At 57.4% G+C, this 15,490-nt stretch carries 12 protein-coding genes and 1 tRNA gene; 8 read left to right on the top strand and 5 right to left on the bottom strand.

The genetic code is table 11. The annotated features are described in order from the left end of the window. Positions 1-30: 30 nt before the first annotated feature. Positions 31-771: a FadR/GntR family transcriptional regulator gene (locus B8746_RS06965; RefSeq protein ID WP_084392886.1), complete on the bottom strand. Its 741-nt coding sequence runs from the start codon at positions 769-771 to the stop codon at positions 31-33. A 179-nt stretch (positions 772-950) separates the two neighbouring features. Here B8746_RS06965 and B8746_RS06960 point away from each other — a divergent pair, with 179 nt between their 5' ends. From B8746_RS06960 to B8746_RS06945, 4 genes are all read left to right on the top strand, one after another. Further along, positions 951-2,213: a cytochrome P450 gene (locus B8746_RS06960; protein ID WP_084392885.1), complete on the top strand. Its 1,263-nt coding sequence runs from the start codon at positions 951-953 to the stop codon at positions 2,211-2,213. A 710-nt stretch (positions 2,214-2,923) separates the two neighbouring features. Next, positions 2,924-5,386: a TonB-dependent receptor gene (locus B8746_RS06955; protein ID WP_084392884.1), complete on the top strand. Its 2,463-nt coding sequence runs from the start codon at positions 2,924-2,926 to the stop codon at positions 5,384-5,386. A 741-nt stretch (positions 5,387-6,127) separates the two neighbouring features. Continuing rightward, positions 6,128-6,994 carry an alpha/beta fold hydrolase gene (locus B8746_RS06950; protein WP_233124000.1) on the top strand — a complete coding sequence of 289 codons (867 nt, stop codon included), beginning with the start codon at positions 6,128-6,130 and terminating at the stop codon, positions 6,992-6,994. Next, on the top strand, positions 6,991-7,413 hold the full coding sequence (locus B8746_RS06945) for a PaaI family thioesterase (protein WP_084392880.1): 423 nt from the start codon (positions 6,991-6,993) through the stop codon (positions 7,411-7,413). Before B8746_RS06950 ends, B8746_RS06945 begins: the two co-directional genes overlap by 4 nt. 642 nt (positions 7,414-8,055) lie before the next feature. Here the strand turns inward: B8746_RS06945 and B8746_RS06940 are convergent. Further along, positions 8,056-8,132 (bottom strand) — tRNA-Arg (locus tag B8746_RS06940). A 174-nt stretch (positions 8,133-8,306) separates the two neighbouring features. Between B8746_RS06940 and B8746_RS06935 the strand changes: the two genes are divergently transcribed. After that, positions 8,307-9,086 carry a thermonuclease family protein gene (locus B8746_RS06935; RefSeq protein WP_084392877.1) on the top strand — a complete coding sequence of 260 codons (780 nt, stop codon included), beginning with the start codon at positions 8,307-8,309 and terminating at the stop codon, positions 9,084-9,086. Here the strand turns inward: B8746_RS06935 and phbB are convergent. Continuing rightward, entirely contained in the window at positions 9,083-9,808 is a 726-nt protein-coding gene (gene phbB / locus B8746_RS06930; protein WP_084392875.1) for an acetoacetyl-CoA reductase, read from the bottom strand. The genes B8746_RS06935 and phbB overlap by 4 nt on opposite strands. 172 nt (positions 9,809-9,980) lie before the next feature. On the opposite strand from phbB, the gene phaR reads away from it, so the two are divergent. After that, positions 9,981-10,571: a polyhydroxyalkanoate synthesis repressor PhaR gene (phaR, locus tag B8746_RS06925; RefSeq protein ID WP_084392873.1), complete on the top strand. Its 591-nt coding sequence runs from the start codon at positions 9,981-9,983 to the stop codon at positions 10,569-10,571. A gap of 6 nt (positions 10,572-10,577) precedes the next feature. Here phaR and B8746_RS06920 read toward each other — a convergent pair whose 3' ends face one another. Together B8746_RS06920 and acnA are read right to left on the bottom strand one after the other, a co-directional pair. Further along, a complete protein-coding gene (locus tag B8746_RS06920; protein ID WP_084392871.1) occupies positions 10,578-11,225 on the bottom strand; it encodes a DUF1223 domain-containing protein in 648 nt (215 codons plus the stop codon). A gap of 106 nt (positions 11,226-11,331) precedes the next feature. Beyond that, a complete protein-coding gene (acnA, locus tag B8746_RS06915) occupies positions 11,332-14,103 on the bottom strand; it encodes an aconitate hydratase AcnA (protein ID WP_084392869.1) in 2,772 nt (923 codons plus the stop codon). 135 nt (positions 14,104-14,238) lie between these two features. Between acnA and ccmA the strand changes: the two genes are divergently transcribed. Both ccmA and B8746_RS06905 read left to right on the top strand, forming a co-directional pair. Next, the gene (ccmA, locus tag B8746_RS06910) at positions 14,239-14,814 is read left to right on the top strand and encodes a heme ABC exporter ATP-binding protein CcmA (RefSeq protein WP_084392867.1); all 576 of its coding nucleotides are present in this window, start codon (positions 14,239-14,241) and stop codon (positions 14,812-14,814) included. Continuing rightward, complete coding sequence (locus tag B8746_RS06905; RefSeq protein WP_084392865.1) at positions 14,811-15,473, top strand: heme exporter protein CcmB; 663 nt, start codon at positions 14,811-14,813, stop codon at positions 15,471-15,473. Before ccmA ends, B8746_RS06905 begins: the two co-directional genes overlap by 4 nt. Positions 15,474-15,490: the final 17 nt, after the last annotated feature.

Here is a 15,490-nt window from a genome sequence, read left to right as displayed (position 1 = left end):
CCGTCTTCGACATTGCGGCAAGCAAATCTTCTAGATTTGTCCCCACCTCACTTTTTGAGAAACCAGATCAGGACTTCGTTCAGCTAAATAATTTGCCGAACCCGACACAAGGCGGGCCATGGCCCGCCGCGCTTCCTGGGCATCACCTGTGCGTACCGCTTCCAGAACGCGGCGCAGGATTCGCAACTGGACTGCGCGCTCCTGGGCGGAATAGCCGAGCGAGCGCGAGAATTCGCGCGTCAGCAAATGCAAGGTGGAGGTCAGAAGGCCGAAAAGCGGATTGCCGCTGGCCCAACCGAGCAGGTCGTGAAACCGACGGTTCAGTTCCTCGAACCGGCTTCCCACCTCATTCCGCTCAAGCTCTTCAAGGCAATCGGCAAGTGCGCTGAGGTCACCCGTGGTCGCGCGCTGGGCGGCATAGGCTGCAACATCTGGAGCTATGGCTTCACGCAATTCGAGCAGGCCTCTCAGGTCTGCTTCCATGAATTGCAGGATGAGAGAAAGACTATTCGCGAAATCACCGGACTGCGGGCGCGCGACCACCGGACCGCCACCTCGGCCCAACTGAAGATGGATTACGCCCTGAAGCTCAAGGAAGCGGAGCGCTTCACGCAAGGTTGCTCTGGCGACTTCGTACCGCGCAAGCATGTCTTCTTCGCGTGGCAACCTGTCACCCGCAACGCGCGCACCGGCTTCAATGTCGCGAACGATGTCTTGTGCTAGCGAAAGTGCACGCTTTGCCTTCTTTTCTTTATTGGCACTGGGCTGCATCTATGAACCTAATATATTATCACAATTACTCTGATGATCGGCCTCATCAAGCCTTTAGCTTCCATGGTTGCGCCCAGCGGTCAAGTATGTATTATAATGTTTAAAGATTGCGTGTTGCGGGGCCACTAATTTTCCGGAAGGTGGCGCGCTATTTTCGCGCTCGGGCTGAAGGACAAGGCATGAGCATCGAAACGACTGAGCTGGACACGGCCGAAAAAATCGCGACCATTCCGATCGAGCAAATCGACGTTTCACGGCCGAGCCTTTTTCAGAAAGATACAATTGGCCTCTTTTTCGACCGATTGCGAAAAGAGGATCCAGTCCACTACTGCCCTGAGAGCAAAGTCGGACCATACTGGTCGGTCACCAAGTTCGACGACGTCATGGCCGTTGACACCAATCACAAAGTCTTCTCGTCGGAAGCGAAGCTCGGGGGAATTGCTATTCAGGACATGCACGCGGTGGAAGGTGCGCTCGAGCTTGAAATGTTCATCGCCATGGACCCGCCCAAGCACGATCAGCAACGCAAGGCCGTTAACTCTTCGGTCGCACCGTCAAACTTGAAGCTGCTCGAGCCGACAATCCGTGAGCGTGCGTGTCAGATTCTCGATGATCTGCCGGTGGGTGAGGAAATCGACTGGGTTGATAAAGTCTCAGTCGAGTTGACCACAATGACTCTTGCGACCTTGTTCGACTTCCCCTGGGAAGAACGGCGCAAACTGACTCGCTGGTCCGACATCGCAACGGCCGCGCCTGAAACTGGCATCGTCGAATCTTATGAGGCAAGGCGCAAAGAACTGATTGAATGCGCGATGTATTTCAAAGGGCTCTGGGATCAGCGTATTAAACAGGAACCCAAGAACGACCTCATATCCATGATGGCGCATTCTCCGGCGACGCGGGACATGCCCTTCCTGGAGTTTCTGGGCAACCTGCTGCTGCTTATTGTGGGCGGCAACGACACGACGCGGAATTCAATCAGTGGCGGCGTGCTCGCCCTTAATCAGAACCCTGAAGAATATCGCAAGCTGAATGAGGATCCGTCGCTGATCACCAGCATGGTGCCGGAGATTATCCGCTGGCAGACACCGTTGACTCATATGCGCCGGACTGCGCTCCAGGATTACGAGATTGGCGGCAAGCAGATCAAAAAAGGTGATAAAGTGGTGATGTGGTATCTGTCGGGCAACCGGGATGAGTCTGTCATCGAGAATGCTGACCAGTACATAATCGACCGAAAGAACCCGCGTCATCACCTGTCATTCGGCTATGGGATCCATCGTTGCATGGGCAACAGGCTCGCGGAATTGCAGCTGCGGATCATATGGGAAGAGATCCACAAGCGTTTTGCAAAAGTCGAAGTGACCGGCGAGCCCGAGCGTCTGTTTTCGAACCTTGTGCGAGGCATCACGAAACTGCCTGTGCGGCTGCATGCTCGCTGATTGGCTAAACAAAGAAGGCGGAGTTCATGATGGTCAAAGTGACACCCGCCTCCAACAGTGAGGCGCGAAAGCAGGTTGAGTCCTTACGACTTGCCAGGGACATTGGGGAGTATGGTCGCCACGTACACCAAGCTTCCGTCGACAACGCGAAGACGCTTTCGAATTTGCGCGTACTTGCGAAGCAAAAATCAAGAAACTGGCTGGGAGCATTATCGCCCAATCTTGATCGGCGATTTCAGCGCCTCAAAGGCGCTTCCGTTGCCGGATCAGGTCGAGCATAGTTCGCGCACAGATGCCGACTAACTTCGCACCGAGGACGGCACCTTCTTGCCGCAATCGCCCTCAAGAGAGCTAGGGGCAAAGGCAAGCTATTGCCCGACTGGAATGGCTGCCCCCACGAGCGCAGCACGCAAAATATGGCGAGCGACCGTGAGCAGAATTACTTCTAGAGGATCCGGTCACTTTATGGACTGCATTCCGTCGACGGCACGAACGGTGATGATACTGGACCCCACTCTACTCGAACCCTAAAGCGAAGAGCAAAAGCGCGAACTCATTCGCCGACGCCTGTACGCTCCACCTAGCCCATGGAAGTATTGCAGATTTGCACCACCCGCCAACGACTTCATGGCGTGGCCAAAATGACTGTTCCAACATAATCTAAATGTATTATACCATAAAGTATGCATTAAACATACGGAGGAAACGAGGTGCATTATTTTGACCAATTGTCGAAGACTACGATTTCAGTATCTTTAGCGGCATTGTTGTGTGCTGCCGGCGCTCAGGCGCAAGTTGACGTGGATGAGCAAGGCGCTTCTACGTCCGGGGCAAAAAGCGCGGAGAGTACTCGTCGATTGGGCGCAGTCACGGTTACAGCACAAAAGCGCGAGCAAAGCTTGCAGGATGTGCCAATTGTCGTGACCGCCTTGTCCGGAGAGCTTCTCAGCGATGCTGGCGTTCAGGATATCAAAGACCTGACGGTTGTGACGCCGGGCCTGCTTGTAACTTCTTCGTCAAAGCAAGCAAATACTACGGCGCGGATTCGTGGCATTGGCACAGTTGGTGACAATCCCGGTCTCGAAAGCTCCGTAGGTGTAGTAATCGACGGGGTTCCGCGCGCCAGGAACGGCGTTTCCTTCGGCGATCTCGGCGAGATCGAGCGAATCGAAGTACTGAAGGGCCCGCAGGGAACCTTGTTTGGTAAGTCTACCTCCGCGGGCGTTATAAATGTCATCACGAAGAAACCGTCTGACGAGTTAGAGTCGATCTTCGAGGTCGGGATCGGCAACGAAGGCTTCCTTCGCACGTCTGCAGAAGTCACCGGACCGCTTTCTAAAACGGTGAGCGGTCGCCTGTTCGGAGTATACGAAGAGCGCGGCGGTCTTTTGGACGTAAAGACCGGTGACGGTCCACGTACCGAGGACGAAACGAGTCAGTATGACTTCTACTCCGTTCGAGGTCAGCTTCGTTTTGAGCCCTCCAGCGACCTCGAGATTCTTCTCTCTGCTGACTATACTGATCGGGAAGAAGATTGTTGCATGGGTGACTATATCGCGGTGGACCCGGCCAGGGGCCCGCTGATCACGCTGCTGGCTGGCGGTGACGGGGCCTCTGCTTTTCCGATCGATCCGTTCGACCGCGTCGCCTTTGCGAACCGCGACGCCACGCAGACTACCGAGGACTGGGGTGTGTCAGCGAATATCGAGTGGCAGTCCGGCCTCGGTGAATTGACGTCAATCACATCCTATCGCGATTGGGAAAACGGCTCGGGTCAGGATACAGATTTTAGTGCCGCCGATCTTTGGTATCGAGATGACGAAACGTCCAGGGACGCTTTTGCCACATTCAGCCAAGAGTTACGACTGGCGGGCGCGACCGATAACGTCGACTGGCAGGTGGGTGTGTTTTACGCGAATGAAACTCTTGATCGTACAGATTTCATTACTTACGGCAATGATTACTTTTTCTACTTTCAGCAATTGCTGCTCGGTGCGAGTGGTGGTGCGTTTGATCTGTCTTCGCTGCCAGGTAATATCTATACGGGCGAGGCAAATGCAACTGCGGACGTTTATGAACAAACTGCGGATACATACGCCATCTTCACGAACAATACGTTCAGCTTGAGCGATCAGTTCGACCTCACGGTCGGTCTTCGTTATACGATTGATGAGAAGACGCTGGAGTCCAATTTTAATGGCGAAGCGGGTAGCTGTACCACAGCCTTGGCCGTATTTGGCCCTACAGGTGGATTGACACCAACGCTTTGCTTGCCTTGGACAAACGACAACTTTGTGGGCGTGAGCGCCACTCAGGATCGCTCTGACGAGGATTTATCAGGTACAGTAAAGGGGGCATTTCGGTTCACTGAGAATTTGATGTCCTACGCGTCCTATTCACGCGGTTACAAGGCCGGTGGTTTCAACCTTGACCGCAGCCAGTTTGGACCCTCAGATTCCATGCCATTTCAGCCCAACCTGGATACCAGCTTTGATCCGGAAACAGTTGATGCGTATGAGGTTGGCTTTAAGTCTAATAATGCGGCAAATAGCTTGTTCTTCAATGGCGCGATTTTCTATCAGGAGTATAGCGACTTTCAGCTCAACACGTTTACCGGTACGAGCTTCATCGTGACATCTGTTCCCGGTGTGATTTCCAAGGGTGCTGAGTTCGATGTCCGTTACCTGCCTGAACAACTTGAAGGGCTGACACTGCAGGGCGGTCTTGTCTATGCGGAAACCCAGTATGATGATTTCGAAGCGGTAGACTTTTTCGCGCCGCCACGCTTGCCGGGAAGCACAATTTCATTTGCGCCCCGTTGGTCGGGTACGTTGGCCGCAACTTATGAAACCTCGTTCATCAGCGACTGGGATGCGCGCTTCAATGTATCGAGCCGGTTCACTTCAAAGTATAATACAGGTTCGAACCTCGATCCGCTCAAGGAGGTTGAAGAGCTGGTTGTGGTAAATGCAAGAATGTCATTCTACAGTGACAACTCTCCCTTCGAGTTGGAACTGTGGGCGCAGAACCTGTTTGATGAGGACTATTACGAACTGGCCTTCGATACGCCGCTTCAAGGTACCGCTGCCACGCAAACAGCACCGGGAACAGCTGTTGGTGCTTTCTTGTCACCGCCCCTGACCTTTGGCGCAACCGCCCGTGTCCGATTCTAGAGGGTCGTGAGGCTGTATCGGCTTAACTTGCCTTGAGTTGGCCAAGCATGATAGCCGGCCTCATCGACCGGCAGGAATACGAAACTCAAACTGTTGCCTGCGGAGTGATTGCTCAATGTCGCAGCACTCCGCAGGCCATACCTGCAGCATTTTTCCTCGCTGAAGTCACGCACTGTCAGCCTGACGTGGAGAGGCACCGGCCTGCGAACGAGCTTTCATTCGGACGGCTTCAGCTCCCTATTTGCAATCATACTGGTTGTTGAGCCGACGACATTGACAAGGCCGTTGTGCCAGCCTCCCGGATGAGGTGTCAGGAATTCAGATTCCAGTAAACATCGACCCTGCACCTGACGCGATGATGAGTTCCTGGGTTGATGCCAAGTTCGAGGTTTAATCTGCGACGTAGTCGGCTGCTCGCGCCACCTCTTCCGCGCGTTGATTTCTGCACGTCCAACATCAGACGATTCCGCTGACGCGATCTCGGTCGGGGCGATCCGTTATGAACACGCAAATAAGCGCATGCCGCTATGATCGCGACCAGCTAATCGCTTCCTTTTGGGAATCGAAAACTCTGCACAAGTGTCGTGCAACCTTACCAATGAGAGAACTCAACTTTATAGGAAAATTCAATGAGCCTGGGCACTCGCGACCGGATGGACAGCTGCAGGGAAGAATCTATTTACAACATTTGTATGCTACCATAACAAATATCTCCTGCAGTGTTTACGGGGGTCAGGCGGCTTGAGTGATCACACCATGTACCTTCATGCCCAAGGGTTGAAGCTGGCGCATAGTTCTATTGGCGGTCCTGCAGCACCTGCGGTCGTCTTTGCCCGCGGTGGAGGACAAACGCGTCACGCTTGGAAAGCCGCTGCAGAAGCAGTTGCACTGGAGGGGTATCGCTCAATCGCCATGGATCTTCGCGGACACGGCGATAGCGATTGGGCCGCCGACGGAGATTACTCGCTGGAAGCCATTGCCAGAGACTTGATGGGCATCGCCGAGCAACTGGCGCCAAGGGGAATTCGGCCACACGTTGCAGGGGCCTCACTTGGCGGGCTTGCGGCTACTGTCGCGGCTGGCAGGCTTTCCCGTGATGCATTTATGTCGGTCACTCTTTTCGACATAGGGCCGAATATGGATGCTGTCGGCGTTACAAAAGTAGTCGGCTTCATGGGCGCCCACATCGAGAACGGTTTCGGGTCACTTGAACAAGTCGCATATCTCTTCGCAATTTATCTTCCGCACCGCCCCCGCCCAAAAGATCTGAACGGTTTGCGAAAGAATTTGCGTCAGGACAATGAGAGGCGCTGGCGGTGGCGTTTGGACCCAGCCTTCATCAAAGATGTTATGCGACGTCGCGCAGTTGCGCGAACGGGCGACATCAAGCAAGCCATTCAAAATATCTGTGTGTCGCTTAATCTCATACGCGGCCACATGAGTGAGCTTGTATCAGAAGAATCTGTCACCACTTTCCGCGCGCTGGCACCTGATGCACATTGCACCGATGTCGCTGGAGCGGGTCACATGGTGGCTGGAGACCGCAATGACATCTTCACTGATGCAATTGCCACCGTTCTACGTCAATTGCACGAGGCCCCCACATGAGCACCCCATCTTTAGCACTTCGGGACATACAGTTTGCGCTTGAAGCAGCGCCCTTTCATCGATGGCTTGGTATCAAGGCAATCAGCGCAGACGAAGATGCGCTCAGACTCGAGATGCCTTGGCGAGATGAAGTTGTCTCGAACCCACGCGCGCAATCTGCGCATGGCGGCATTCTCGCATCGCTTATTGACCTGACAGGCTTCTACGCTTTGCTCGCCTCGGGAAACGCGCCCGCAGCCACGGCTGACTTGCGTGTGGACTATCACAAGGCTGCGACACCCAGCACGCTCTCAGTGACGGGTAAAGTCATCCGTCTGGGTTCAACAATATCGGTGGCTGAAGCCACGATCAGAAATTCAGGCGGTGTGCTTCTTTCAAGCGGACGCGGTGCATACCACATGGCACGCCGAATCACATGATGCCGTTTCTGCTGTTACGGCAACTGAGCGTTGGCCAGCAGGACATTAGCATGCCCGGCCGTCAACATGATAAAGGCCGACTCAGTGTGACCGAAATTTCTCAAGTGAGAATGCCAGCATCGTCGAATGGCCTATACAGCTGACCGGCTCGGATTTGTAGAAACGCTGGGATTTTGACCTGCCTTGCCCGCCTCCTAAGCAATGTGAAGATTTCCCCTCCAACCATGAATCTGAGGACCGTATCCACTCCAATATGGAAAGTTACCTCCCTTCAATCTGACCCACCCCCGTAAGCCCAAGTCCACATTACCATCGGAGCGGTGTGTCCTGTTTCTTGAACGGTCCCCTCATAGTCTCACCAATCACCATTCTAATCATGGGATGGACGGGCTTCCGGTCATCGCTCACCCATGGGCCGCTTGGTCGATGGATTAGTTGAAGGCACGGTTCTTATCTGCCACGCAGCCGTAGCTGCCAGACTCCACCCATGGGTGAGGAGCGACCTTCGAAGTTCCAGCAAGCGGGAAAACCGCAACGGCCATAAAAGCCAGACCTACAATCCGCGCAGCTTCCCCCACAAATTAGGTCTGGTCTTTCAGAAGACAACTCTTAGCGCTCGGACACCAGCCTTTTTCTAAGGCATGGCGACCCCGGCGCGATTCGAACGCGCGACCTCCGGATTAGGAATCCGATGCTCTATCCTGCTGAGCTACGGGGTCTAAAAGTTTCCCAGCGGTTTCTCGCCGGAGCAGGCTTTCTCTGGGCTCCCCGTATCCATTACTGTTTCCGCCGGTTAGGACAACAGCTTAGGAATCTGTTGCTCTATCCTGCTGAGCTACGGGGTCACCCTGAAGATGCGATAGCGTGTTTTCGGGGAGGGATGAAGGGGAGCAATGCGTCTTTCAGGCTGGATCATGATGGTTGCCCTGGCGGCAAGCGCTGCCTGCTCAAAGCCCGGGCCGCTGGACGCCATGCATGAAGGCGAACGCGGCCGCGTCGTCCGCATCATCGACGGCGATGCGCTGGTGCTCGATACTGGTCAGAGTGTCCGGCTGGTCGGCATTGAGGCCCCGGCCCTCAACCGGCGTTATGACGATCCCGATCCCTATGCCGACAAGGCCGCCCGCGCGCTTGAGGACATGCTGATGGGTCGCACGGTCCGCCTGCATTATCCGGGCCTCACGCGCGACCGCTATGATCGCGCGCTGGCCCACCTTTCGACAGAGGATGGGGCGGGCCCTGCCTATTGGGTCAATCTGGAACTGGTTCGCCGCGGTCATGCCCGTGTGAGGCTCTATCCCGACACAGACGGCGCAGGCGAACTCCTGATGGAGGCCGAAAAGGAAGCGCGCGCCAGTCAGGCCGGTTTGTGGGCTCTCGAAACCTACCGGCCGCGGTCATGGGCGGCCTTCGCGCCGGACCATCGCGGCTTCACGATTGTGGAAGGCATCATCGGCGGCGCCGCCGAACGCCCGGAGGAAGAGGACCGCCGTACGCTGTGCACCCGCGCAATGCACCATAGCGACCTCATCATCGACATGGCCTTCACGGCGCGGCCGGCCTGCGACACACCCGCCGGCACCAAGGTCCGGCTGCGCGGCTGGATAAATGAAAAGCGGATGGAGCTCGTCCATCCGCTTCATCTTGAGATACTCGCTGAAAAGGCTGATTAGCCTGCGATATACTGCGCGCCATTCACGGTCATGGTAGCGCCGGTAATGAAGGCCGCTTCATCAGAAGCGAGGAACCCACACATGGCAGCGATCTCTTCTGCCTTGCCGAGGCGTCCGACCGGAATGGTTCCGATAATGCTTTCCAGCACATTTTCCGGCACGGCGCGCACCATTTCGGTGTCGATATAGCCCGGGGCAACGACATTCACGGTAATGCCCTTCTTCGCGCCTTCCTGGGCGAGCGCCTTGGTGAAGCCGATCAGGCCGGCCTTGGCGGCCGAATAGTTTGCCTGACCGAACTGGCCCTTCTGTCCATTGATGGAGGAGATGTTGATGATCCGGCCCCAGCCACGCTCACGCATACCCTCCCAGACTTGGCGCGTCACATTGAAGGCCGAGTTGAGATCGACATCGATGACCTTGTCCCACTGTTCCTTGGACATCTTGTGGAAGGGGCCGTCCCAGGTGATGCCAGCATTGTTGACGACGACGTCGACTGGCCCCAGGTCGTTTTCGATGGCTTTCAGGCCGGCACCGACAGCATCATAGTCTGAAACGTCGAATTTATAGCATTTGATTCCGAGTGCTTCTTCACACTCCTTTGCTGCTTCGGCATTGCCGCCATAATTGGCCGCTACCGAAAAACCCTTCTGTTTCAGGTACTCGCTGATCGCCCTCCCGATCCCACGCGTTCCCCCAGTCACCAACGCAACTTTCGCCATTCATTCCTCCCGGCTTGCTGCGCAGCAAAAATTTTGCTGCATCTGCTCAACTTGATGTAAGGATGCTATGTATAAACAAGGCGCAGGGTTTGGGAAGTTTAGGTGTAAATTCCCGCCGACAGGCGCTCACAGGAACAATTTCGCCGCAATCTTGCGGAGACAAGGGAACGAAATGGCTAAAGGGAACGGATCAGGCGACACGGTGGTCATCAAGAAGTATGCGAACCGGCGGCTTTATGACACGTCCACCTCCTCATATGTCACACTCGATCATCTGGCCGAGCTTGTGCGCAAGGAAGTGAATTTCGAGGTCCGTGATGCCAAGACGGGCGAAGACCTGACCCGCGCCGTGCTGACGCAGATCATCTTCGAGCGCGAAACCAAAGGCGACGGCGCTTTGCCCCTGTCCTTCCTGCGCCAGCTGATCGGCTTTTACGGTGGCGGTGCCCAGAACATGCTCCCGGCCTGGCTGGACATGAGCATGAACAGCTTCGCCGCGAGCCAGGAAAAGCTGAAGAAAGCGATGGGCGGTGCTCATCCGATGGCTTTCTTCGAGCATCAGGCGCGCCGCAACATGGACATGTTCGAACAGGCGATGAAAATGTTCACGCCAGGCATGGCCGGCGTGGCCCCTGAAGATCCACCAGAAGAACCGGAAGCGCCAGAAGAAGAACCCGCCGACGAACGCGATGCTGCCATGGCCGCTCTGAAAGCTCAGATGAAGATCATGCAGGAGCAGCTCGAAAGCCTGTCGAAGAAATAGTCTCTTCTATTGCAGGGAACTCGCGGCCAGCACTTCGCCATGCCCGCGAGCCTGCACCACGACAGCACAGCTGCCCTCGCAGGCATATCCGTAAGTGACGCGGCCGCCCGTCCAGGTACCAAGCAGTTCGGCCTTGGTCACGGGATTGACCATGCCGGTCGTGTTCTCTTCGCCAGCGAGATAGCTCACCAGGCGCACTTCCACTGGCTCGCGCAGGACGCCATCGACTGAAAAGCCACCCATGACCGGCTCGATCGAGATGCCGCTGGAATGCTTGCGGGCCTGATTGGCAATATTTGCCTCAACGGTCTGCTTCTTGGTGGCCGGACACTGCTTCTCGCCATCGTAGACTGATTGCGGCGTATAGGGCGCACGAAGGCCGAGACGTTCTGTATAGGCTTTCTGGCGCTCGCTCGCGACGGGCATGGCCATCGGATCGGGTTCGCCCATATAGTCCCAGTAATCGACAGACCAGGTGAGAATGAGAACATCATCCAGATGGTCGGCCTCGACCTCCTTCAGCGTCTGGTGCGCCTTGGGGCAGGCCGTGCAGTTCTGAGACGCAAACAGCTCAACGAGCACCGGGCGCTCGGCAATAGCCGGCGCAGAGGGCGCAAGAAGCAGGGCAGTCAGAATCGCGAGCCGTTTAATCATCGGGCCCACATATCGCCGAGTTGTGACACTTTTAAATCACTTGCCCGTGAACGCACAGATGCCGCACCCCGGAAGGGCGCGGCATCCTTGTTTTTCTGCAGATATTTTAGGCAGCGTCGCGAGCGAGATTCCGCAGCACGTAATGCAGGATGCCGCCATTGCGATAGTAGTCCAGCTCATTTTCGGTATCGATACGCACGATGGTGTGCGCCGTAATCCTGGAGCCATCTTCCTTCGTGATCTCGACTTCCAGCTTCTGGCGCGGCTTGATCGTTTCGATCCCCTTGATGCTGACCTGCTCCTTGCCTGTCAGGCCGAGCTCCTTCGCGCTCTCGCCTTCGGCAAACTCCAGCGGCAGGACGCCCATGCCGATCAGGTTGGAGCGGTGGATCCGTTCGAAGCTACCGGCGATCACGGCGCGCACGCCAAGCAGGATCGTACCTTTCGCAGCCCAGTCGCGTGACGAACCGTTGCCGTAAAGGTCGCCAGCAAAGATGACGAGCGGCGTTCCGGACGCTTCATACTTCATGGCCGCATCGTAGATCGGCATCTGTTCGCCACTTGGATAGTGGACGGTGACGCCGCCTTCGACCCCCGGCACCATCTGGTTCTTGATACGGATATTGGCGAACGTGCCGCGCATCATCACTTCATGGTTACCGCGGCGCGAGCCATAGGAGTTGAAGTCGAGCGGTGAGACTTGATGCTCCTGCAGGTAGATGCCTGCCGGGCTGGACGCCTTGATCGAACCGGCCGGGGAAATATGGTCCGTCGTGATCGAGTCGCCGAAGACCGCAAGAACGCGCGCGTCCTCAATGTCGCCCGGCGCATCGATGTCCAGGGTCATACCTTCGAAATATGGCGGGTTCTGCACATAGGTCGAAGCAGGCGGCCAGCTATAGGTCTGGCCACCGGAGACCTCGATGCCCTGCCACATCTCGTCGCCCTTGAACACGTCGGAGTAACGATCCTTGAACATGGCAGGCGTCACCGCTTCAGCCATGATGCTGGCGATCTCTTCAGAGGTCGGCCAGATGTCCTTCAGATAGACCGGATTGCCATCCTGATCGACACCGAGCGGCTCGGTCGCCACATTGCGGTGGAGCGATCCAGCCAGCGCATAGGCGACGACAAGCGGCGGTGATGCGAGATAGTTCGCGCGCACATCCTGGCTGATCCGGCCTTCAAAGTTGCGGTTGCCGGAGAGAACCGAACACGCGACAAGGTCATTCTCATTGATCGTCTTGGAGATCGCTGGCGGCAGAGGGCCGGAATTGCCGATACAGGTCGTGCAGCCATAGCCGACAAGGTTGAAGCCGAGCGCATCAAGGTCATCCTGCAGGCCAGCACGCTCCAGATAGTCGGTCACGACCTGGGAGCCAGGCGCAAGCGACGTCTTCACCCACGGCTTCACCTTCAGGCCCTTCGCGCGGGCGTTGCGAGCCACCAGGCCAGCGGCGATCAGCACGGACGGGTTGGACGTGTTGGTGCACGAAGTGATGGCCGCGATGACCACGGAGCCGTCATGGATGTGATAATCGGTATCGGGCACGGCATATTTCGGGATGCCGTAATCTTCCGGTTCCGTCTTCACCATGGTCGCGCCTTCACCCTCGAAACGGGCCTCCCCGCGCGTCTCAGGCTGCTTGTCGTCAGAGACCGCGCCACCCTTGATAACCTTGACGTCCTTGCGGAACTGGGCCGGGGCCTGGTCGAGGACGATCTTGTCCTGCGGGCGTTTCGGGCCGGAGATACAGGGAACGACGGTCGACAGGTCGAGTTCGATCACGTCGGTGAAGACCGGGTCCGGCATGTCTTCGCGCCAGTAGCCCTGCGCCTTGGTGTAGGCCTCGACCAGCGCAATGCGGTCATCGTCACGGCCCGTGGAGCGCAGATACTTCAGCGTCTGCTCATCGGTCGGGAAGAAGGCACAGGTAGAGCCGAATTCCGGCGACATGTTCGACAGGGTGGCCTGGTCTTCGAGAGAGAGATTGGCGAGGCCCGGGCCGAAGAATTCGGTGAACTTCGCAACAACGCCTTTGTCGCGCATCATCTTGGTGACGGTGAGCACGAGGTCTGTCGCAGTTGCGCCTTCCGGCAGCTTGCCGGTCATCTTGAAGCCGATGACTTCCGGGATCAGCATGGAGACCGGCTGGCCGAGCATGGCCGCTTCCGCCTCGATACCGCCAACGCCCCAGCCAAGGACAGACAGGCCGTTGATCATGGTGGTGTGGGAGTCGGTGCCGACGCAGGTATCCGGATAAGCGACGGTTTCGCCATTCTCTTCCTTCGTCCAGACCGTCTGGCCCAGATATTCGAGGTTCACCTGGTGGCAGATGCCGGTGCCTGGAGGAACAACGCGGAAGTTCTCAAACGCCGTCGAGCCCCAGCGCAGGAACTCATAGCGCTCCTTGTTGCGCTCATATTCGATCTCGACATTCTTCCTGAAGCTGTCGGGGCCGGCGAAATTGTCCACCATCACGGAGTGGTCAATGACGAGATCGACTGGAACCTGCGGGTTGATGGCCTCAGCAGATGCCCCGAGTTTCTTCGCGGCGTCACGCATGGCAGCGAGGTCCACCACTGCCGGAACACCAGTAAAGTCCTGCATCAGCACACGGGCTGGACGGTAGGCGATCTCGTGATCATCCTTGCCCTTATTGTCGAGCCATTTGGCGAAGGCGACGATGTCATCCTTGGTGACCGTCTTGCCATCCTCGAAGCGCAGCATGTTCTCCAGCAGCACCTTGAGCGAGGCCGGCAGGCGTGACACATCGCCCAAACCGTTTTCAGATGCGGCCTGAAGCGAGTAATAGGTGTAGGACTTGCCGTTGACGTCGAGGGTGCGGCGGGATTTGAAACTGTCGAGGGATGGCATCAGTCGAATGACCTCTTCTTGCAAGAACGGTTCTGGCGCGCCGGCAGGCGCAGCCTGTTATTGCCTGCGTCATACAGGCCAACTCGCCAGTGTGCAATCGCAGCCGGGCGCGACACTTTTGGTGAGTGAAACGCATTGAGTTCGAATGCCCTCATCACGGCCACCGGGCTCGGTGCGATCCGCGGCGAACGGGTCCTGTTTTCAGCGCTGGATGTGTCGCTCGGCTTCAATGAGAAACTCGTCCTGCGCGGGCCGAACGGCTCAGGCAAATCGACACTGCTGCGCATCCTTGCGGGCCTGACCCGGCCTGATGCGGGCACGGTGGAGACAGCGGGCACGCATCACTGGCTCGGCCATCGCAATGGCATCAAGTCGCATGAAACGCCGAGACAGCACCTCTCGCACTGGGCACGCGCCTGGGGAAGCGATGCCGACCCGGAAGCCATTGCCAGCCAGATGGGACTGGCGAGACCGATGGATGTGGCCGGGCGCCTGCTGTCGGCAGGCCAGAAGCGGCGCACGGCGCTTGGGCGGCTCCTGCTGGTCGACCGGCCGATCTGGCTTCTGGACGAGCCGTTCACTGCACTCGACAGCGACGGCCGAGCCATGCTGACGCGGATGATCGATGATCATTGCCAGTCCGGAGGCGGCGTCATCGCAGCGCTGCACGGCGATGCACCGTTCGAAGCGAGCCGGGAGCTGACATTGTGAATAGCCCCTCCCCCATCCGCGCCGCTTTCCGGCAGGCGATTGGCGAAGCATGGGCAGGCGGCGCCGGCGCGCTGCTGCCGATCGGCTTCTTTGCAGGCGCGGCAATGCTGGTTCCCTTCACCATCGGCTCTGAAGCAAGCCAGCTTGCGGCGATTGGCACCGGCGTGCTCTGGGTGGCGCTGGCACTGGCCTCGCTTGTGTCCATGGAAAGGCTCTTCCAGGCCGACCTCGAAGACGGCACGCTTGAACTCTGGGCGCAGGATGAGACACCGCTCTTCCTGATTGCCTCCGCCAAGATCCTCGCGCACTGGCTCATCTCCGGCCTGCCGCTTGTCGTGCTGACACCGGTCATCGGCATCACGCTGCAAGTCCCGGCAGGCCAGCTTGTCCCAGCCATGCTGGCCTATGGACTTGGCGGACTTGCCTTCTTCCTCTGGGGCGGCGTGGCGGGCGCGCTCGCCGCCAGCGTTCCGCGCGGCGGCCTGCTCATTGCGCTCCTCGCCCTGCCCCTCTTTATCCCGACAGCCATCTTCGGCGCCCTGTCTGTCCAGACCGGTCTTGAAGGCCCGAACATCCTCTTTCTTTCCGCCTCGACCCTGTTCGCGCTGGCGGTGGCACCAATTGGCGCATCTGCGGCCTTGCGCTTGGCTGTAGACTGACCCGCGAGTATCAAGGT

It is taken from the genome of Henriciella pelagia (genome assembly GCF_002088945.1).
GTDB classification, from domain to species: domain Bacteria; phylum Pseudomonadota; class Alphaproteobacteria; order Caulobacterales; family Hyphomonadaceae; genus Henriciella; species Henriciella pelagia.
The sequence above is the reverse complement of the archived record's forward strand: the minus strand, read 5'-3'. Positions and strand labels throughout refer to the sequence as shown.

Bases quoted from the DNA above. Each gene is read 5' to 3' on its own strand.
- B8746_RS06960 (WP_084392885.1), top strand. From the start codon at position 951: ATGAGCATCGAAACGACTGAGCTGGACACGGCCGAAAAAATCGCGACC.
- phaR (WP_084392873.1), top strand. From the start codon at position 9,981: ATGGCTAAAGGGAACGGATCAGGCGACACGGTGGTCATCAAGAAGTAT.
- B8746_RS06945 (WP_084392880.1), top strand. From the start codon at position 6,991: ATGAGCACCCCATCTTTAGCACTTCGGGACATACAGTTTGCGCTTGAA.
- B8746_RS06935 (WP_084392877.1), top strand. From the start codon at position 8,307: ATGCGTCTTTCAGGCTGGATCATGATGGTTGCCCTGGCGGCAAGCGCT.
- phbB (WP_084392875.1), bottom strand. From the start codon at position 9,808: ATGGCGAAAGTTGCGTTGGTGACTGGGGGAACGCGTGGGATCGGGAGG.
- acnA (WP_084392869.1), bottom strand. From the start codon at position 14,103: ATGCCATCCCTCGACAGTTTCAAATCCCGCCGCACCCTCGACGTCAAC.
- B8746_RS06965 (WP_084392886.1), bottom strand. From the start codon at position 771: ATGCAGCCCAGTGCCAATAAAGAAAAGAAGGCAAAGCGTGCACTTTCG.
- B8746_RS06920 (WP_084392871.1), bottom strand. From the start codon at position 11,225: ATGATTAAACGGCTCGCGATTCTGACTGCCCTGCTTCTTGCGCCCTCT.